Annotated in this window: 18 protein-coding genes; 7 read left to right on the forward strand and 11 right to left on the reverse strand. The window is 70.6% G+C overall.

The genetic code is table 11. The annotated features are described in order from the left end of the window. From ACAX67_RS15655 to ACAX67_RS15685, 7 genes are all read right to left on the reverse strand, one after another. Positions 1–1,584: an Eco57I restriction-modification methylase domain-containing protein gene (locus ACAX67_RS15655; protein ID WP_370704801.1), complete on the reverse strand. Its 1,584-nt coding sequence runs from the start codon at positions 1,582–1,584 to the stop codon at positions 1–3. Continuing rightward, positions 1,581–2,186 carry a DNA methyltransferase family protein gene (locus tag ACAX67_RS15660; RefSeq protein ID WP_370704802.1) on the reverse strand — a complete coding sequence of 202 codons (606 nt, stop codon included), beginning with the start codon at positions 2,184–2,186 and terminating at the stop codon, positions 1,581–1,583. Before ACAX67_RS15660 ends, ACAX67_RS15655 begins: the two co-directional genes overlap by 4 nt. Before the next feature lie 328 nt (positions 2,187–2,514). Next, complete coding sequence (locus ACAX67_RS15665; protein WP_370704803.1) at positions 2,515–2,673, reverse strand: hypothetical protein; 159 nt, start codon at positions 2,671–2,673, stop codon at positions 2,515–2,517. Between the two features lie 11 nt (positions 2,674–2,684). Next, positions 2,685–3,713, reverse strand: a complete 1,029-nt coding sequence (locus ACAX67_RS15670; protein ID WP_370704804.1) for a DUF4192 domain-containing protein — start codon at positions 3,711–3,713, stop codon at positions 2,685–2,687. 16 nt (positions 3,714–3,729) lie between these two features. Beyond that, on the reverse strand, positions 3,730–4,119 hold the full coding sequence (locus ACAX67_RS15675; RefSeq protein WP_370704805.1) for a single-stranded DNA-binding protein: 390 nt from the start codon (positions 4,117–4,119) through the stop codon (positions 3,730–3,732). Between the two features lie 125 nt (positions 4,120–4,244). Then, a complete protein-coding gene (locus ACAX67_RS15680) occupies positions 4,245–4,661 on the reverse strand; it encodes a hypothetical protein (protein ID WP_370704806.1) in 417 nt (138 codons plus the stop codon). Between the two features lie 186 nt (positions 4,662–4,847). After that, positions 4,848–5,303: a hypothetical protein gene (locus ACAX67_RS15685; RefSeq protein WP_370704807.1), complete on the reverse strand. Its 456-nt coding sequence runs from the start codon at positions 5,301–5,303 to the stop codon at positions 4,848–4,850. A gap of 311 nt (positions 5,304–5,614) precedes the next feature. On the opposite strand from ACAX67_RS15685, the gene ACAX67_RS15690 reads away from it, so the two are divergent. The 6 genes from ACAX67_RS15690 to ACAX67_RS15715 all read left to right on the forward strand — a co-directional run bounded on the left by ACAX67_RS15690 (position 5,615) and on the right by ACAX67_RS15715 (position 9,737). Next, entirely contained in the window at positions 5,615–7,189 is a 1,575-nt protein-coding gene (locus ACAX67_RS15690; RefSeq protein ID WP_370704808.1) for a ParB/RepB/Spo0J family partition protein, read from the forward strand. 112 nt (positions 7,190–7,301) lie between these two features. Continuing rightward, positions 7,302–8,306, forward strand: a complete 1,005-nt coding sequence (locus tag ACAX67_RS15695; protein ID WP_370704809.1) for a DUF932 domain-containing protein — start codon at positions 7,302–7,304, stop codon at positions 8,304–8,306. A gap of 78 nt (positions 8,307–8,384) precedes the next feature. Next, positions 8,385–8,849, forward strand: a complete 465-nt coding sequence (locus ACAX67_RS15700; RefSeq protein ID WP_370704810.1) for a hypothetical protein — start codon at positions 8,385–8,387, stop codon at positions 8,847–8,849. Then, on the forward strand, positions 8,846–9,142 hold the full coding sequence (locus ACAX67_RS15705) for a hypothetical protein (RefSeq protein ID WP_370704811.1): 297 nt from the start codon (positions 8,846–8,848) through the stop codon (positions 9,140–9,142). The genes ACAX67_RS15700 and ACAX67_RS15705 overlap by 4 nt, the downstream gene beginning before the upstream one ends. Next, a complete protein-coding gene (locus ACAX67_RS15710; RefSeq protein WP_370704812.1) occupies positions 9,139–9,390 on the forward strand; it encodes a hypothetical protein in 252 nt (83 codons plus the stop codon). The genes ACAX67_RS15705 and ACAX67_RS15710 overlap by 4 nt, the downstream gene beginning before the upstream one ends. Then, entirely contained in the window at positions 9,387–9,737 is a 351-nt protein-coding gene (locus ACAX67_RS15715) for a hypothetical protein (RefSeq protein ID WP_370704813.1), read from the forward strand. Before ACAX67_RS15710 ends, ACAX67_RS15715 begins: the two co-directional genes overlap by 4 nt. 61 nt (positions 9,738–9,798) lie before the next feature. On the opposite strand, the gene ACAX67_RS15720 is transcribed toward ACAX67_RS15715, so the two are convergent. Then, on the reverse strand, positions 9,799–10,326 hold the full coding sequence (locus tag ACAX67_RS15720) for a hypothetical protein (protein WP_370704814.1): 528 nt from the start codon (positions 10,324–10,326) through the stop codon (positions 9,799–9,801). Further along, positions 10,307–10,693, reverse strand: coding sequence for a hypothetical protein (locus ACAX67_RS15725; protein WP_370704815.1), 387 nt, complete (start codon positions 10,691–10,693; stop codon positions 10,307–10,309). The genes ACAX67_RS15720 and ACAX67_RS15725 overlap by 20 nt, the downstream gene beginning before the upstream one ends. A 314-nt stretch (positions 10,694–11,007) precedes the next feature. Between ACAX67_RS15725 and mobF the strand changes: the two genes are divergently transcribed. Beyond that, on the forward strand, positions 11,008–16,935 hold the full coding sequence (gene mobF, locus ACAX67_RS15730; RefSeq protein ID WP_370704816.1) for a MobF family relaxase: 5,928 nt from the start codon (positions 11,008–11,010) through the stop codon (positions 16,933–16,935). A gap of 466 nt (positions 16,936–17,401) precedes the next feature. On the opposite strand, the gene ACAX67_RS15735 is transcribed toward mobF, so the two are convergent. Beyond that, a complete protein-coding gene (locus ACAX67_RS15735) occupies positions 17,402–18,055 on the reverse strand; it encodes a M48 family metalloprotease (RefSeq protein WP_370704817.1) in 654 nt (217 codons plus the stop codon). A gap of 293 nt (positions 18,056–18,348) precedes the next feature. Beyond that, positions 18,349–18,696, reverse strand: coding sequence for a hypothetical protein (locus ACAX67_RS15740; RefSeq protein ID WP_370704818.1), 348 nt, complete (start codon positions 18,694–18,696; stop codon positions 18,349–18,351). Position 18,697: the final 1 nt, after the last annotated feature.

An 18,697-nucleotide genomic window follows, 5' to 3' on the forward strand; every position in this document is an offset into this window, starting at 1 on the left:
CTACTCCGCGGCCAGTTCGCAAATGTGGGACTCGATGAACTCGATCTCGGCCTCGCTCAGTCCGTAGCGCTCGTACAGATCGGCGTCGGTCCACACCCGGTCGAGCGAAACCTGCGGGATGAAGGCGTAGACGTCGCGGGCGGAGTCGTGGGTGGCCTTCCGTGCCGAGACTAGGAACCGGGCGAACCGGGTCCGCAGGTAGCTGGCCGCGTACTCGGCCTCCTGCCTGGTCGCGAACCTGCCAGCGACCACATAGGTTTCGGTGCATGCCTCGCCGGGGCCAGCGATGATCGGGCGCGGGAGGAACTGGCGTTCGATGGCGGCACTGGTGCCTTGGACGCGGGACATCAGCAACTTCCAGTCATCGACCCACGCGTTGTTGACGAGGATCTCCGAACGGTCGATCCAGGTGATCTTCTTGGAGCCGTACAACTTCACCGGATCCTTGATGCCACGCCTGGTTGCCCGTCCGTGGAAGTAGGTGCGAAACCCAAACGGCTTCATCGGTGACACGCGGGCAGCCCAGGTCGGCTCTGGCTTGCCCTTGACCCGATAGTCACGCACTTTCCGCAACGCCGAGACAGCACGGTTCCACCGCACCAGCACGTCCCATTCGCCCAGGTCGCGGGTCATCGGCTCGTACATCGGCTCGCCGTCCCACATGGTCTGCACAGTGCAGTCCCCGTCGTGGTCACGGTCCCACAAGAAGTAGGAGACACCGCCGCGGATCTTCACCCCAGGGAACGCGTCGTACAACTTCGGGTAGTCGACCAGTCGTCTGATGTGACGGTCCTGGAGCATCCGGCCACGGAACCCGTTCAGCCCCTTGCCGCCGTTGAACCAGCGCGACGGAGTGATCATCACCAGGTAGCGCGGGTTCATCTCGATAGCCTTCTCCACGAACTTGTGGAAGACCGGCGTCGCGGAGTTGTTATGGCCGCCGTCTTCGAGGTGGTAAGGCGGATTTCCGACGATGACGTCAAACTTCATGTCTTTCATCTCCTCCGTCGGGTAAGCGCCGTGGATGAAGGCGTAGGCATAATTCTCCCGCGAGTCACCGCGCTCGACCTTCTTCTTCGAGGCGCCGCAAGTCCTGCACCGCTTGCGGCGACCGCCTGGGCCGTAGTCGTGCTTGGCGGGGACGAAGGGAACGTTTCCCGCCGAGTCGTCGAACCTGAGCACGGACTCCGGTCCGGCTGCGTCTCGGCTGTAGTACAGGGAGCGCCGAGAAACCTCCCCGGTGATCTCGATGGTGGCGCAGCCGTAGAGCATGTTGCGGAAGATGTGCTCGCGGCGCTTCTCGAAGTCCGGCTCCCAGTCTTCCAGGCCGTCCAGCAACCGAGAGGCCGCCTCGCGCAGGAAGATCCCCGACTTCGAGAACGGGTCTACCCACACATAGTCCGGCCGTGCCCACACCTCCGCGGGCAGCAGGTTCAGCATCTGCTCGGCGAGGACGGGCGGCGTGGGCACGTTGGAGTTCGACAGCTGCGCGAGGCAGTCGAGGATGTCACGTTCTGGCCGACTGGGAGGCCCATCGTCGCGAGTCTCCGGCACGGCAGGATCAGTGGTCATGGCAGTCGTCATGGCAGTACTCCGGGATACGGGTCCGGGTGCTGTGTCAGCAGGCTGTAGTGGATCGGCTCGCGGTCGCGTCGACGCTCGATCTCGCGGATCCCGAACAGGTCTGGCTGCCCCGGGTCTTCACCTTCCTCCAGGTAAGTCCACTCGCGCAGGAAAAACCCAACTTTCGTGGGCCGGTAGTGAACCAAGGGGACCTTGTGCGGCTCGTTGAGCGAGTCGCCTACGACAATGTTGGACTCCAGGATGGCCTCGACCGCTAGTGCCAGCCCCTCGGTCGGGGCCACGGTGTTCATGTCCCGGTCGAGGTGAGAGGCGATCGCCGCCCGCAGGCGATCGCGAGACTCCATGACATTCTCGTAGTCGATGTCCACGCCGTAGATCGAGGCCAGACACCGGAGCACCCGGTGCTCATACTTCTCACCGCGACCGTAGCGACGGGTGGTGACCGTCGACAGCTTTCGATGCAGGATCTCTTCGAGAAAGTTGCCGGAACCGCATGCAGGCTCTAAGAACGTCCGATCATGGTTCCCCGGCGCCTCCGCACTCGGGAACATGTCCGAGACCATGTCGAGCATGGCTTGGACCTCACGCTCGTGGGTGTACACCTCGGCCAGGCTGCGGACCCGAGCTCGGGTCTTGATCTGCGGGCGCAGGATCCCCAGAAGTCGCCCAGACCCAGCCGATACCACCGCGCCGCCTCTCTCATGCCCAACCCTGCTCATCATGGCGGCAACGACCGACATTTTCGGCTCGGCTAGCCGGTGAGCCGCAAGAGACCAGCGGTCTCGAGGATAGGCGCAGGACACATCGCCCTTCTGAGGGGCCCCACCACCCAGGCTTGGCCGGTGACGCGAAGGCCCCGGGTTCGATGACGCTGCTTAGTTTGACGCGCGAGCCGGTCCGGCGCCGCGGCGTCGACGTCGTCCTGCGTGGTCATTCCTGGCCTCCCCACAGGAGGTCGAGGTCGGGTTCGTGGATGACGTCCAGGCGCTTGTCAGGGGCGTAGGCCGCGGGCTCGGGTATGACCAGGCTGCGGAGCTGTCGTTCGGTGGCGCTCTGCTGCTGAACCGGGGTGTCGTTGTCGTGTTTCATCGGGGTCCTCCTCAGCGGCTCGGGGCCGGGCGGTCGGTGCCGTGCTGTGTGCCCGGAATGTCGCGCTGGTGGCCGGCTGGCCTGGGGACGAAGGACTCGTCCAACTCGGCCGCGATCTCGCGCATCTGGGTCTGGTACCGGTCCCACTCGCGGGGGTGGATGCCGTTCTGCAGGGCCGAGGCGACGATGGCGGCCATGGAGTAGGGCCGGTCGGCGGGCACCTGGTCGAGGGCGCACCAGGCCTTGGCGCCATCGCCGTGCAGCCAGCTGGCGAAGCCGAGCATGGAGGCCGGCGCCGCGCGGACCTCGTCGGGGGCGCGTCGGGTGAGGTCGTTCCAGAGGGCCATGTGGGAGGTGTAGTTCTCCCTGCTCATGTCTTCCCACAGCGCGTCGCGGGTGCTGATCGTCTCCAGCGCGACGAGCATCCGTGCGCCGTCGACGTCGGAGATCCGGTTGCCGTCGGTGTGGAACTGCTCGAGCCGGTCCAGTGCCCAGTCCCGCTCGACGGCGGGAGTGCTGCCCGCGGCCGCGGCTCGGGCCGCGGGGATCAGCTGGGCGATCGGTTCACGGTCACCGACGATGGACGCGGCCAGTGAGGCCCGGCTGGCGGCCGGCTGGGCGGCGCCGGTCAGCACGGTCGCGGCCGCGATCCGCTCGGCGGTCGCTGGCGTCTGCAACCCGGTCTGGCCGGTGTTGAACTCGCGCCACCGCTCGCCGTCGGCCCACAGCCGGATGTGGGTGGTGATGCCCACGGTGTCGAGGTGGTTGGACAGATGCTGGCTGGCCAGCTCGGCGCTGCGGCGGTCCTCGGTGAAGCAGAGGATCGCCAGGCGCGAGCCGGGTCGGGCGTGGCGGGCGTAGGGGCCGCTGAGGGCGTCCCAGACCTCCTCGCGGTCGGCGGCCGTCTTCGGCAGGTCGACGCGGGTGATGGGCAGGCCCGGCCGGAAGGGTACGAGGACGATCGACTCCTCGGGCTTGAAACCGAGGACGTGCGGCACTGCGGCGAGCAGCTCGTCCGGGGACTGTACGACGAGATCCATTGGAACCTCCGCGCGGTCAGCTGGCCTGGGCGGGGCGGGCGGCGCGCTCGATGCGCGCGGAGACGTACTTGAGCGAGACGCCGACCTCGCCGAAGCGGTTGTCGACGACCACGACGTCCTTGGTGCGCTTCTCCCCGGTCTCCTTGTCCGGCCAGCTCGCGGCGCGCTCGAGGCCGTGGACGAAGATCGGGTCGCCGGAACCGCAGCTGTCGTGCACGTGCGTGGCGGCCGAGCCGAAGATCTGCACGTTGTGGGCGGTGGGCTCGTCGTTGACCCACTCCCCCTCGTCGTTCTGCACGCGCCGGTTGACCAGGACCCGGCAGCTGACGAACGGCTTGTTCTCGCGGGTGTAGAGCAGCTCGGGAGCCTCAGCCAGGTTGCCGGCGAAGGTGACGGTGGTGCACATGACTTCCTCCTAGGTGACTGCGAGACGTTCGGATCGGTCCCGCAGTCACCTAGGTCCCATCGGGGTCCGGCAGCGATCACTTCGGCCGAACTTGTTCGGATCCGCTCGTGCTCGCGCGGGGTTGCTCAGCAGGGCACGAGGTAGTCGAAGCGGTACTTGAAGACGACGACGCGGATCCCCTTGTAGGTGGTCCGCCTGACGCCGGAGAGGTGGTAGTCGCCAACCCTGCACTCCGAGCTGGCCAGGTGGTTGTTCAGCCGCCACCGCCGGTTCTTGAGCGCTCGGGAGGACTTCGTCGACGAGCCGCGCTTGACCAGGCAGCCGCGGAAGGTGTGCCGCATGCCGTCGAGGGCGTAGGAGGTGTCGAAGACACTGTCGGAGGCCCAGATGACCATCCGGCAACCCATGTCCTCGACCGGCTCGGCCGCGGCCGCGGGTGTGGCATGGGCCAGGCACAGTGCGGAGGCAAGGACGGCAGCGAGGGTAGCCAGGACGGCCCTGACAGATGCGCCGCAGCGATCGCGGCGGGGTGAGCTGGACATGCGTTCCTCCTCGGTTGGGGCGGGACGCAGGCCTGGCCCCGCGGTCACCTAGGTCCGCGAAGGAGTCCGGGGCGATCAACGAGGGCGCAAAGAAGCGCCCCGACCGGCTCTCGGGTACCGGATCGGGTCGCTGAGAAGCACGCTAGGCGACGGCACCGACGCAACCCTTGCCGGCGCCCGGCTGACCTACCGGGCCGTTCGGCGCCGCGGCGGCCGGTTGCTGAGCTTCTGCGGGGGCGGAGGCAGGTCGCGGCCCAGCCGCCGGCGGGCGTCCTCGGCCGCGGCGATCACCGCCTCCTGGGTGAACGCGGAGCGGGCGAGCATCCGGCCGAGCTCCTGGCGGTCGGCCACGAGTGCGTCTTCGACCGCCTCGATGGTCGAGGCCGGCAGGTCGTGCTTCTTGTTGAAGCTCTTGCGGGTCACGCTGACCAGGGCGGGATGGTTCTCGCCCGCGGCAGCGAGCTCGGCCCGCTGCTGTGGTGAGCGCCGGGCGTGCAGCTCGAGCGCCTGGGCGAGCCAGCCGACGAACGAGCCGGGCGAGTCGGCGGCGGTGTCCAGGTCGGCGACGTAGGCCGAGCGGGCGAGATCCCACACGCCGGGCTTCCAGTAGATCCCGACCGGGGTCGTGGTCTGGCTCCTCACCTGGCCACTCCCCTGGTCTCGGCCGCCGGCGTCGAGCTGCAGCGGCTAACACCAACGCCGCTGCATTCCCGGTCGGGGCCCTGCGCAGCCGTTCTCACCCTCGCTCGATTCCTTCCGTTCCAGCCAGCTACGAGGTGCAGCTGCGCCGCGCCGCCGCAGCGGAGTCCGCGCCCCGGTGACGCGGGGTTATACCCACCCTCACCGGGTGCCCACCTTTCCACAGGTCCGCCCTGTGGCCCGGTAGACGTCGGTCCCCGCTGGGAGACTTAGTCCTGTCAGTTCTTTCTATTCTACGCACGGAGGACCGCAGCATGACCGACACCATCCAGACCCCCGCCGACACCGCCGACGACGAGGCCACCACCGCCGTCCAGGCCGAGGAGTTCGCGCACCTCGACCCCGCCGACATCATCATCGGCACCAACGTCCGCACCGACCTGCGCCCCGACCACAAGGAGTTCCGCAAGTCGATCAAGGAGCGCGGCGTGCTGGAAGCCGTCACGGTCTACCGCAACGAGGACGGCCAGCACGTCCTGCTGCGCGGCCAGCGCCGCACCGTCACCGCTGCCGAGGTCGGCACCCCCACCGGCCTGATCCCGGCCCGCGTCGTGCCCCAGCCCGACGACGCCGACCGGATCGGTGACCAGATGGTCGAGAACATCCACCGCGCCGGGATGCGCGAGGCCGAGATCGTCGCAGGCGTGGAGCAGCTGGCCCTGCTCGGCGTGAGCGCCGCACAGATCGCCAAGCGCACCAGCATCGACCGCCCGACCGTGAACGCCGCCCTGGCCGTCACCAAGGCCGACCAGACCCGCAACCGGCTCGACTCCGGTGACCTGACGTTGGAGGAGGCCGCGATCTTCGCCGAGTTCGAGCACGACCCCGACGCCGTCCAGCGCCTGGAGAACACCAAGCAGTGGCGGCGCTCGCTCGCACACGAGGCCCAGCGGCTGCGCGACGAGGCAGCCGAGCGCGAGGCCGACGCCGCCGAGGTCGAGCGGTTGCGCGCCGAGGGCCTGCCGGCGCTGAGCGCCGAGGAGGTCGCGGAGGCCGACGAGGTGCTGCGCATCGAGTGGCTGGTCACCGCCGAGGACGAGCCGCTGCCCGAGGAGGAGTGGCCCAACGTTCCCGGCGCTCGCGTCCACGTCGTCAAGGAGTGGGTCTACCCCGAGGACGAGTACGACGAGGAGAGCCAGGACGGCACCGACGACGAGGCCGAGGACTACGAGCCCGCCGAGCCCTACCAGCAGTACGTGCCGGTCTGGGTCGTCACCGACCTCGACTCCTCCGGCCTGCGTCGTCGCGGCGGCGGGTCCGGCAGCACCACCACTGACAGCGGGGACGAGGGCGAGAGCGAGGAGGAGGCCGAGGCCCGGCGAGAGAAGCGCCGCCGCGTGATCGCCAACAACAAGGCGTGGGCGAGCGCGGAGACGGTGCGCCGGGAGTGGCTGGCGACGCTCGTTGCCCGCAAGACCGCCCCGAAGGGTGCCGAGGCCCTGATCTGCGAGGCCGTCGTCACCGGCCACCACTCGCTGAGCAAGGCCATGGACCACCGGCACCCGATGCTCTTCACGCTGCTCAGGATCGACGTCCCGACCGGCTACTACGGCGCTGGCCACGACGAGTGCCACAAGATCGCCACCAAGGCGAGCACGCCGAAGGCTCCGACCATGACCACGCTCGCCGCCGTCGTCGCGGCGTGGGAGGCCACGACCGGCAAGCACTCGTGGCGCAACCCGACCGCGTGGGACGCCCGCGTGCTCGGCGCGCTCGTGGAGTGGGGCTACCAGCCCAGCGAGGTCGAGCGGATCCTGCTCGGCGAGGAGCCGCAGTCGAGCACCGAGGACGACAGCGACGACGCCGAGGCCAGCGACAGCGCCGCCTGATCGGCTCCCCTCCCCCCGAGGGCGGTTCTCCCTGTGGAGAACCGCCCTCAGTGGAATAGAAACCATAGAATGAACTCAGTTCGTTTGATCCGCTACCCGGGAGGACCCCGACATGTCACACGAGATCGAGACCCACGGCACGCAGGCCGCAGCCGTCTTCGCCCGCAAGGACGCCTGGCACCGCCTGGGCACTACCGTCCGCGACCGCGCGTTCACCGCCGAGGAGGCCATGAGGCTCGGCGACCTGGGTGGCTGGGACGTCCGCAAGTTGCCGCTCACCACTGCCGAGGTCAGCGAGGGCGGCGTCACCGCGATCGAGGTCCCTGGCTTCGCCACGGTGCGGACCAACCCGTTCACCGGGGCACCCGAGGCGCTCGGCGTCGTCGGCGGCGGCTACACCCCGCTGCAGAACGAGGACCACGCCGAGTTCCTGAACCTGCTGGCCGACGAGTCGGGCGCGATCTTCGACACCGCCGGGTCGCTGCGCGGCGGTCGGCAGGTGTTCATCACGATGCAGCTGCCGGACTCGCTCACGGTCGGCGGCACCGACCGCGTCGACCTCAACATCGCCGCGCTCAACAGCCACGACGGGTCCAGCGCGTTCCGCATCCTCGTCACCCCGGTTCGCGTCGTGTGCGCGAACACCCAGAGCGCGGCCCTGCGCAACCACGAGTCGTCGTTCTCGATCCGGCACACCCGCAACGCCAAGGCCGCCGTGCAGGCCGCCCGCGACACGCTCGGGCTGACGTTCACCTACGTTGACGCGTTCCAGGTCGAGGCCGAGCGGCTGATCCAGCAGACCATGACCGACGCCGCGTTCGACGCCCTGATCGACGCCACGTTCGGCAAGACCGAAGGCAACGCGACCAAGCGAGTCCGCGAGACCGAGCGCCGTCGCCGCTCCCGGCTGCACTGGCTGTTCTCCGACGCCGAGACGCAGGCAGGCATCCGCGACACCGCGTGGGCCGGCTACCAGGCCGTGGCCGAGTACGTCGACCACTACGCCCCGGTCCGCACCAAGGGCGACGAGCACGCCGCCCGCGCCACGCGGGTTCTCACCAGCGATGACCCCGACCGGATCAAGCGCCGCGCCTGGACCGCGCTCGCCCCGGCCTGACCGTCACGCCAAGTTCCTCCGGTGGCGGGCTGAGACCCCGAGTCCGGGCCCGCCACCGGCCCAACCGAAGGAGGAGCCATGTCCAACACGACCACCCACACCGACCTCGCCACCGAACAGGTCCGCGCATGGGAACTCCGGCCCACCGACACGCTGGTCGACCCCGACACCGGCGTTGCGTTCCCTATCACCACCGTGACCGTGGATGAGCCCGGCCGCGCGGGACGCAAGGTCCACATCGCAGCCCTGGTCCTCGGCGGTCGCACCCTGCCGCTCAACCAGTTCGTCACCATCGCGAAGCGAGACAACACCCCGACCGCCGCAGCCGCCGACGTCGAGGCCAGCGCCGCCAAGGACCAGCACACCCTCAGCGAGACGGCCTGCGACCTGATCGTCATCGAGCACCGGCTGCGCGACGTACGCCGCTGGACCCCCGAGACCGCCCGCGCCCACCTGGACGCCGCCCTGTCCAGCGTCGCTATGGCTCTGGACGCCCTGCACGCCGAGTACGCCCACCGCACCACCGAACAGGAGCAGTCATGACCGAGCAGACCCAGCCGGACCCGACCGGCACCATGATCAGCGCGGACGACCAGCGCGCCATCCGCGTAGCCATGAACGCAGTTCCCTACGCGGCTGACCTTCGAGTGCCGATCCCGCCACGCGGAGACCTCAGCGCCCGCGACGTTGTCGCCTTCCTCGACGGCCTGCGGGAGGTGCTGACCGAGGTCGCCGCACAAGCCGACGATCAGCACCGGCGTCTGCTCACCATGGAGTCCGACGTGGCGGCGTTCCGCCGCCTCATCGGCACCGCACCCGCCGAGGTGAGCCCGTGAGCGCGCACATCGAGTGGCTGGCAGCCCGCGAGACCAGCGTCCAGGTGTTCACCCCCGGCGAGGACTGGGTGGGCGCCGGTGAGCACCGCCAGCCGGTCCTGACGCTGGCCGGTGACGACCTGGTAGCGATCCAGGGCACGCCCGCCGAGCTGCGGGCGCTGGCCGCCCGGATCACCGCCGTGGCAACCGCCGCATCCGGGCGGCTCGACCTCGCCGTCGCGACCGCGCGGGAGGACCAGCCAACATGAGCGACGACGCCACGCTCCGCGCCCTGGAGGAGCGCGCCACCCCCGGCCCGTGGACTCCGGCAGGTGACAAGATCCGCGCCACCGCCACCGACGCCCTGATCCCGGACAACATCCTCGTGGCCTACTACACCGGCCACGATCACCGGCTCGGCCTCAAGACCACCGGCCACGCCGCCGACGTGGAGTCCATGGCCGCCGCGCGCATCGCGCTGCTCGACCGGCTCGACCGGCTCGACCGCATCCGCGCTCTTCACGCCAAGTGGGGCGAGCAGTCGCCCGAGGATGCGGACGGCTACCTCGACCTGTGGGAGACGCTCGGTCGCCTCCTCGACGGCGAGCCAGCCTGACCAACAACCGCAAGGCCGCCCGCACCCTCGACGGCGCGGGCGGCCTTCTGCGTCTGACTGGTCACCACAGGGTCAGTTGCTCGCGCAGCAACTCCTGGAGCCGCGCGAGGTCGTCGGCTACGAGCTGCGGGTCCTCACGCGCCAGGTCTCGCAGTTCTCGCGCCCGCCGACGCGGCCCACGCGGGTCGGCCAGCGGGCTGTAGAGCAGTCGCCGCTGGACAGCCCACTCCTGCCGGTTCTTGCGTGCCGTCGAGACCACGACGTGTTCCGGTGCGATCCGCTGGCACAGAGGGTTGTGACAGCGGTGCCCGAGCAGCCGCGCCTCCGCGAGGGCGTCCACGCCGTGCATGACCGCGTACGCGAACCGGTGGGCGATTATCACCCGCCCCGGCGCGTACCAGAACCGGCCATGGCCACCGCCGTCGGTGCGCTCGCGCTCGGACCGGCCAGCCACGGCCCCGGTCCACCACAGGCACTCACTGCCGGGCACCGTGGCGACCTTCGCCCGGTAGCGCGTGATCACTGCCGGGTCCGCCAGCGCCGCCGCGACCGCCGCGAGGCCGGCGTCATCAAGCCGCCGAACCGGCACCCGCTCCCCCGTTCCCAGCCGCCGCGTCGGGCTCCCGCTCGACGGCAGCGCCGCCCTCAGCCTCCGCGCTGCCGTCCGGTGCGGCCAGTCGCCGCAGCCGCGTCGCCTCCCGCACGGTGATCGTCTCGCCGCACCACTCGACCGCCTCGCTCAGTGACAGCCCCTCGACCTCGGTCAACTCCCGCAGCGCATCCCCAGCGCGCTTCTCGGTCTCGGCCACCGCCGCGTCGCGCTCACCGATCGCGACCATGACCTGTTCGGCCAGGTCGATCACCCGGCGCTCGCGCTCCTCGCGCTCCTTGCGCCGCTTCCCGGCCATCTCCCGCGCCGTACGCCGCGCCTGCTGCTTGATCGTCTGCTGACTCATCCGGTCCTCACTCGTGTCGACATGGACTCTGAACAGTCACCTACGACAAATCCCGATCCCCGTGCGATCACCACCGGCCAAGAAACCTTCCGAATCCGCCAATCTCGACCCCAGCCAGCCCCGCCCACCTCAGCCAGTCCGAACCCGACGCCCGAGCCGTCACCCACGCCCCTCAGCGTCCCCCCAGATTTCCGCGACCTCCCACGTGCCACACACCTCTTGCATTCTCGGTCTGCCGAATAGAAAGAACACACCAGAAATCTGGCCGGAAGTGATCGCACAGCCCGCCCGCGCGCACGTAGGTGACCGTGACGATGAGCCTCCACAAGCTGACGGCGGGGTCGGGGTACGACTACCTGACCCGCCAGGTCGCAGCGATGGACGCCACCGACAAGGGCCACACCGGACTGGCGAGCTACTACACCGAGAAGGGCGAGACCCCCGGGGTGTGGCTCGGCTCCGGCATGGAGGGACTCGAGGGACTCGACGCCGGCGACATCGTCACCGCCGACCACATGCAGAGCCTGTTCGGCTCCGGTCACCACCCGCTGGCCACCCAGCAGACCAAGGACCTGGACCTGCGCATCGGCCGCCCAGCCGACGGGGGTGGCGTCGACCGGCCGACTGACGCGGACTACAAGACGGCCCGCCAGCTCGGCACGCCGTACAAGGTCTACGAGAACGACATCAGCCCGTTCCGGATCGAGGTCGCCAAGCGCATCGCGGCCCTCAACGAGGCCGCCGGCCTGCCGGGTGACTGGCCGGTCCCCGCGGCCGACCGGGCCAAGGTCCGCACCGAGGTCGGCACCGAGTTCTTCCGTGCTGAGCACGGCCGCGAACCCGCCGACGCACGCGAGCTGGCCGCCGCGATCGCCAAGCACTCCCGGCCGAAGACCAACGCGGTGGCCGGCTACGACCTGACCTTCTCCCCGGTCAAAAGCGTCTCGGTGCTATGGGCGATCGCCGATCCGAAGACCGCCGCAGTGATCGAGCGGGCCCACCAGGCGGCGATCAAGGACGCCCTAGGCTTCATCGAGTCCAAGGCCCTGTTCACCCGCCGGGCCACCGACGGCGTGCGCCAGGTCGACGTCCGCGGCCTGGTCGCCACCGCGTTCACCCACCGCGACTCCCGCGCCGGCGACCCCGATCTGCACACCCACGTCGCGGTGGCGAACAAGGTCCAGACCCTCGACGGCAAGTGGCTGGCCATCGACGGCCGGCCGCTGCACAAGGCGGTCGTCTCGGCCTCGGAGACCTACAACACCGCGCTCGAGCGGCACCTGGTCGACGCCCTCGGCGTGCGGTTCGAGGAGCGGCCCAACGAGGACGCCCGCAAGCGGCCGGTGCGCGAGATCGTCGGCGTCGACCCCGAGCTGAACCGCCGCTTCTCCAAGCGCCGCGCCAACGTCGAGGACCGCCGCAAGGTCCTCGCGGCCGCGTTCCAGGCCACCCACGGGCGGCCTCCCACACCGGTGGAGACGATCCAGCTGTCCCAGCAGGCGACGCTGGAGACCCGCGAGGCCAAGCACGAGCCGCGCTCGCTGGCCGAGCAGCGCGAGACCTGGAGCCGTGAGGCCATCGAGGTGCTGGGCACCCCGCAGCGGGTCAAGCAGATGGTCCACGGCGCACTGAACCCGAAGGGCGCAGCGCGGTCGCTAGCCGACTCGGCGTGGTTCGCCAAGACCACCGACCGGATCGTGGCGACGATGGAGGGAGGCCGCAGCACCTGGCAGTACTGGCACGTCTACGCCGAAGCCCAGCGGCAGGTCCGAGGCGCCAACGTGCCCACCAACCAGGTCACCCAGGTCGTCGACCTGCTCGTCAGCGAGGTCCTCGACGGCCGCTCGGTGAGCATGGCCCGCCCGTGGGACACCATCAGCGAACCGTCCGAGCTGCGGCGCGCGGACGGGGCCTCGGTCTACACCCAGAGCGGCGCCGAGCTGTTCACCTCGGGCAAGGTCCTGGCCGCCGAGCAGCGCCTGGTCGACGCCGCCGGCCGCCACGACGGGTACGCCGTCGAGGCATCCTCGGTCGACCTGGCGCTGCTCGAGTCGACCGCCAACGGCATCACCCTGAACGCCGGACAGGCCACGCTGGTCCGCGAGATGGCCACCTCCGGCGCCCGGCTCCAGCTGGCGATCGCGCCCGCCGGATCCGGCAAGACCACCGCGATGCGCGCCCTGGCCAGCGCCTGGACGGACGGCGGCGGCACCATCATCGGCTTGGCTCCCTCAGCGGCGGCCGCCGACGCCCTGCGCTCCCAGATCGACACCCAGACCGACACCCTGGCCAAGCTGACCCACTCCCTCGAGCAGGCCCGCGAGACCGGAGCCGCGATGCCCGCCTGGGTCGCCGGCATCGACTCCTCCACCCTCGTGGTCATCGACGAGGCGGGCATGGCCGACACCCTCTCGCTGGACACGGCGGTGTCCTACATCCTCGAGCGCGGCGGCAGCGTCCGCCTGATCGGCGACGACCAGCAGCTCTCCGCGATCGGCGCCGGCGGCGTGCTGCGCGACATCCGCGCCACCCATGGAGCACTGCAGCTGACCGAGCTCGTCCGGTTCAAGGACCCCGCCGAGGGCGCCGCCTCGCTCGCGCTGCGCGAGGGCAAGCCCGAGTCGCTCGGCTTCTACCTCGACCGCGACCGGGTCCACGTCGGCGACCTGGCCACCATGACCGAGGACGTCTTCGCGGCCTGGCAGGCCGACCGCGCCGAGGGTCTGGACTCGATCATGCTCGCCCCGACCCGCGACCTAGTCAGCGAGCTGAACCAGCAGGCCCGCGCCCACCGGCTCGAGGGGATCGACCCGGCCGACGTCGCCGCCACTGGCCCGGTTTGCCGGCTCGCCGACGGCAACGAGGCCTCGGTCGGCGAGCTGATCATCACCCGCGAGAACGACCGTCGCCTGCGGACCTCGGCCACCGACTGGGTCAAGAACGGCGACCGCTGGCACGTGCTGGAGATCCACGACGGCGGCGAGCTCACGGTCCAGCACACCCAGCACGGCCGCACCGTGCGGCTGCCCGCTGACTACGTCGCACGGTCCACCGAGCTCGGCTACGCGTGCACCGTGCACACCGCCCAGGGCGTCACCGCCGACACGATGCACGGCCTGGCCACCGGCAGCGAGTCGCGCCAGCAGCTCTACACGATGATGACCCGCGGCGCGGACGCCAACCACTTCTACCTCGAGGTCGTCGGCGACGGCGACCCGCACTCGGTGATCCACCCGACGCTGGTCCGGCCGCTCACGCCGACCGACATCCTCGAGTCGATGCTGGCGCGCGACGACACCCAGCGGTCCGCGACCAGCCTGCTGCGCGAGCAGGCCGACCCGGCCACCCGGCTCGGCGAGGCCTCCCAGCGCTACCTCGACAGTCTCTACGTCGCGGCCGAGGACCTGCTGCGCCACGACACGATCGCCGGCGCCGACGGCACCCCGGTCAACGTGGTCGACGCCCTGGACAACGCGGTCGAGACACTCGTCCCCGGCCTCTCGGAGGAGGCCGCCTGGCCGACCCTGCGGGCGCACCTGCTGCTGCTCGGTGCGGCAGGTGAGAACCCGGTCGACGCGCTCCGGGGTGCCGCCGGCGACCGGGAGCTGGAGAGCGCGCACGACCGCGCCGCAGTCCTCGACTGGCGCCTGGACGCCTCGGGGCTGCGCAACGCTGGCGCCGGCCCGCTGCCGTGGATGCCTGCGGTGCCGCCCCGGCTGGCCGACGATCCGCACTGGGGCGCCTACCTCGCTCAGCGCGCGCACCTGGTCACCGACCTCGCCGAGCAGGTCCGCGCGCGGGCGACCGACCATGCCGCGCTGCCGGCATGGGCCCAGAACGGCCTGCGGCCCGAGGCCGCCACGGTCGCCAACGTCGAGGTCTGGCGGGCCGCCATCCAGGTCCCGGTCGACGACCGGCGACCGACCGGTGCACCGCAGCTGCAGAGGGCCTCCGCGACCTGGCAGCGACGGCTCAACCGCGCCGTCACCGGCGACCACACGCCGGCGCTCAAGGAATGGCGCCAGCTGCTCTACTCGCTGGCCCCGCAGGTCCGCGACGACGAGTTCACCCCGCTGCTCGCCGAGCGGCTGGCCGCGATGTCCCGCGCGGGCGTCACCGCCCACGAGCTGCTGCGCACCGCCACCGCGGCCGACCACCCGGCCGGGCCGCTGCCCGACGAGCACGCCGCGGCGGCCGTGTGGTGGCGCATGGCCCGTCAGCTCACCCCGGCCGTGGCCTCCCAGATCGGCGACGGTTCCCACGGTGAGAGCGTCACCACCGAGTGGACTCCGCGACTCGCGGATCTGCTCGGTCCCGAGCGCGCCGCGAGCATCCAGGCCAGCACCTGGTGGCCCGCGCTGGTGTCGAACGTGGACCACGGCGTGCAGCGCGGCTGGCAGGTCGAGGCCTTGCTGGGTGCCGGCCGGGCGATGCCGAGCGACGGCTGGGAGGGCGTCGACGAGTGCCAGGCGCTGGTCTGGCGGACCTCCATCGCGCTGGAGACCGCTCCCGACGAGCACGCGCACGAGTACCACTTCGACGAGCCGCCGGCAGACCTGTGGGACGGGATCGAGCCGGACCCGGCGACGCTCGTCGACCACGCCACCGACACCGACTGGGCCGACTGGCCGCTCGCCGAGGACCGCGGCCCGTACGACGAGCACCTGGTCGACGCGCCCGCCGAGGCCCTGGTCGACGTCGACGCCGGCGACCTGGTCGACGTCGACGAGGACCAGTTCGTCGAGCCCGACCTGACTCTGGCCGCCTACATCCGCGACCTCGGCGGCAGCCGACTGGAGCCCACCGACGCCGACCTCCGGGTCATGTACCAGCGGGCCGAGGAGTGGCAGTCCTCCCCCGTCACGCGGGAGCGCATGCTCGAGATCAACGACATGGCACAGGCCTTCTTCGAGGCCCGGTTCACCGACTCGTGGGGCCGCGACTACCTCACCGGACGGTTCGGCATCGACCTCGCCGGCGACGAGCGGTTCCGTCCCGGTCAGGCGCCAGCCGGGTGGACCAACCTGGTCGACCACCTGCGCGGCGGCGGTGTCAGTGACGCCGAGATGGTGGCCACCGGCGTCGCCACCGAGGCCAGCACCGGTCGCCTCATCGACCGGTTCCGCGACCGCGTGATGTTCCCGGTGATCCACCAGGGCGAAGTGCTCGGCTTCGTCGGCCGCCGCCGGCCCGACCTCACCGACGCCGACAAGGGCGGCCCGAAGTACCTCAACACAGCCGACACCCCGCTCTTCCACAAGGGCGCCCAGCTATTCGGTGTCGTCGACGAACTGCTCGCCGAGGGTGCGGTCCCAGTGATCGTCGAGGGCCCGATGGACGCCGTGGCGGTCACGATCGCCAGCCACGGCCTCTACCTCGGCGTAGCGCCGCTCGGCACGTCGCTGACCGATGAGCAGGCCGCCCAGCTGGCTGCCGTCGGCCGCGACCCGATCGTGGCCACCGACGCCGACCTCGCTGGCCAGGTCGCGGCCGAGCGGGACTTCTGGATGCTCACCCCGCACGGCCTCGACCCCGGCTTCGCGCGGTTCCCCGACGGCCTCGACCCCGCCGACCTGCTCGCCCAGCGCGGGCCCGCCGCGCTCACTGCCGCGGTGGCCAGCGGCCAGCCCGCCTTCCGCTCGCTCGGTGACCAGTTGCTCACCGAGCGGCTGGACAACCTCGCCCCGGAGCAGGCACATCTGGCCGCCATGCGGGTCATCTCGGCACGTCCCAGCCGCGCCTGGGAGCCGGGCGTCAACCAGGTCCGGGCCCGGCTGCAGTTCTCCCAGTTGCAGGCGCGGCGGGACCTGCGCGACGCGATCAAGACCTGGGATGCCGACCCGCGGAAGGCGGCACTGGCCGAGCTCCACAAGAGCAGCGAGGTTCGCGCACGGCTCTCGGCCGCGGCCGAGAAGACCCCGGCCGAGCGGTGGGCCACCTTGGCTCGCGAGCTCGACCCGCGGCTGCTCGAGCAGGGCGACTGGCCGGCCACCGCCGCGATGCTGCAGCAGGCCCACGAGCAGGGTCACGACGTCGGCGCCGCCACGCGCGGCCTGGTCGCTGAGAAGCCCCTGGGCGACAGCCCTGCGCGTGACCTGCGCTACCGGATCGTGTCCCGCCTCGAGATCCCGATCGACACCGGCGAAGGCACCCCGGCGCCGACCCAGTCGCCGGGCGTGGCACGAGATCGGCAGGACGTGAACCGTCCGCGGCCGCCCGGCCGCGGTACCCCTCGCCGCTGACCCGCTCCGGAAGCCCGCAGGCTGGCGTCACGGTAAGACCAGCTGCACGAGCCTGTGGTCGCGGTGACAGCGGCCTCCGCAGCCGGTCTCGTCGATCAACGTCTTGGCCTCCAATGCACTATCAGCCGTCTGGTGCAGGGACACGGCTCCGTGCCGGTACCTGACAGGCCCAGAAGGTCTGCACGCCACCAACGCGATAGCTCCTTCGCCGGAGACCCACGGAGCGTCGTTCCAGATGCACTTCGCCATCGTCAGAAAGGTCCTGTGCTTACGTGAGCAATTGTGCTGCCGCCAAACTGGTCCCAGATCGGTTGGAGTCACGATCGTCATCCTCACGCAGCGAAGAAGCCAGGGTCTACCCAGGCCGCAGCCGACCGGATGGACTACGTCGGCTGCCAGCCGCTGAACGGGCCAACGAGGTCGGCCCGGCTGCTACCAGAGGTGTTTCGCCGCCGCGTTCGAGAAGTCACCTAAGGCGACGGCGCATGGCTGCGAGCCGCGCCTGCGGCTCGGGGTGGGTTGCGAACCACCGCCGCTCCAGCCGCGACCACGCGGGGCCGCCGTCGGGCGTCGGCCACGCCAGGCTTTTCTCGTAGAACCGCATCAGCTCCGCGGCTGCGTCCAGGTCGCGAGTCAGGTCGATGGCGAAGAGATCGGCGGCAGCCTCCTCGCGCCGGTCGAAGGTGAAGCGGAGACCGAGAAACGCCACGGTCGCACTCATCGTGGCCAGCAACGAGGGGCCGGCCAGCTGGGGCGAGGCCACAAGAGCAGCTGCAGTGAGACCAGCGCCTGCCAAAACGAGGAGTAGGTAACCGACCAGCCACGAGTACCGCGCCGCCGCCGAACTGCGCTCGCGGCGGATGACGTGGCCGAGCTCGTGGGCGGCCAGGCTCTGCACCGCGCCGACGCTGAGGCCGGTGAGCGCGGCCCGCGCGAACACCACGGTGGGGGGACGACCAGCCCGGAAGCGGGTCACCGCGAGACCACCATCGCCCGCGGTCGCATCGGCTTCCCCGGCGACCGGGGCGCCCAGGATCGCAACGACGTCGGTTGCCGGAGGCGGGACGTTCGCGACTGCGGCGACCGCGGCCATCGCCGCGGCGGCCCGCTGCTGCAGCATGACTTCGACCGGGGGCTGGTTTGCCCACTGGTGCGCCAGCTGACCGACCAGGCGAGCAGGACCTTGGCAAGCGCCACGATCAACAGAACGGCTCCGCCGAGGTAGGCGATAGCCACCACGATGAGGAGCGCTGAGGTCAGCTGATCCAGCATCAGTTCTACGCCTGGGTGGTCAACGGGGCGAGAACGCTCAGAATGGCTCTCCCACAACGAAGCGGTGTGTGACTACCCGCTGGCAGGGTTTCCGTTCTCTCAGCGGCGTTCTGACGCCGTCTTGAGCCCGTCGTGCCCACTTCATGGCGATGCAGCGGGCGCGAGCTCCACGCCTGGGGTCGTCGACGTCGACGGGATTGCGCGGTCCTCGGCCACTCGGCCGCGGGCGGCTGTCGCAGGCTCCTCGAGGTCCTCGGTCGCCCCGACCATCTGACGCTGCTCCTCTGTGCTCGGTACGCCGTAGCGGCGATCGGCCATCGCCTCGACCTGTGCAACGGCGTTCCACACGTCCTCACCCGAGCCGTGGGAGTAGCAGGCGTTGACGTGTTCGCGCGCGTGGCCGAGCTCCTTCTTGCTTGAGCGCGGGTGCTCGCCGAGAGCCTTGAGGGCGCGCTGGGCTCGGCGGATGGCCTCGGAGCGTTCGTTCATA

The organism is Nocardioides candidus, from assembly GCF_041321175.1.
Lineage (GTDB): Bacteria > Actinomycetota > Actinomycetes > Propionibacteriales > Nocardioidaceae > Nocardioides.

Excerpts from the sequence above, each read along its gene's own strand:
- ACAX67_RS15700 (WP_370704810.1), top strand. The coding sequence starts at position 8,385 with ATGTCCAACACGACCACCCACACCGACCTCGCCACCGAACAGGTCCGC.
- ACAX67_RS15655 (WP_370704801.1), bottom strand. The coding sequence starts at position 1,584 with ATGACGACTGCCATGACCACTGATCCTGCCGTGCCGGAGACTCGCGAC.
- ACAX67_RS15680 (WP_370704806.1), bottom strand. The coding sequence starts at position 4,661 with ATGTCCAGCTCACCCCGCCGCGATCGCTGCGGCGCATCTGTCAGGGCC.
- ACAX67_RS15695 (WP_370704809.1), top strand. The coding sequence starts at position 7,302 with ATGTCACACGAGATCGAGACCCACGGCACGCAGGCCGCAGCCGTCTTC.
- ACAX67_RS15740 (WP_370704818.1), bottom strand. The coding sequence starts at position 18,696 with ATGAACGAACGCTCCGAGGCCATCCGCCGAGCCCAGCGCGCCCTCAAG.
- ACAX67_RS15675 (WP_370704805.1), bottom strand. The coding sequence starts at position 4,119 with ATGTGCACCACCGTCACCTTCGCCGGCAACCTGGCTGAGGCTCCCGAG.
- ACAX67_RS15665 (WP_370704803.1), bottom strand. The coding sequence starts at position 2,673 with ATGAAACACGACAACGACACCCCGGTTCAGCAGCAGAGCGCCACCGAA.
- mobF (WP_370704816.1), top strand. The coding sequence starts at position 11,008 with ATGAGCCTCCACAAGCTGACGGCGGGGTCGGGGTACGACTACCTGACC.
- ACAX67_RS15670 (WP_370704804.1), bottom strand. The coding sequence starts at position 3,713 with ATGGATCTCGTCGTACAGTCCCCGGACGAGCTGCTCGCCGCAGTGCCG.
- ACAX67_RS15715 (WP_370704813.1), top strand. The coding sequence starts at position 9,387 with ATGAGCGACGACGCCACGCTCCGCGCCCTGGAGGAGCGCGCCACCCCC.
- ACAX67_RS15725 (WP_370704815.1), bottom strand. The coding sequence starts at position 10,693 with ATGAGTCAGCAGACGATCAAGCAGCAGGCGCGGCGTACGGCGCGGGAG.
- ACAX67_RS15690 (WP_370704808.1), top strand. The coding sequence starts at position 5,615 with ATGACCGACACCATCCAGACCCCCGCCGACACCGCCGACGACGAGGCC.
- ACAX67_RS15735 (WP_370704817.1), bottom strand. The coding sequence starts at position 18,055 with ATGCTGCAGCAGCGGGCCGCCGCGGCGATGGCCGCGGTCGCCGCAGTC.
- ACAX67_RS15705 (WP_370704811.1), top strand. The coding sequence starts at position 8,846 with ATGACCGAGCAGACCCAGCCGGACCCGACCGGCACCATGATCAGCGCG.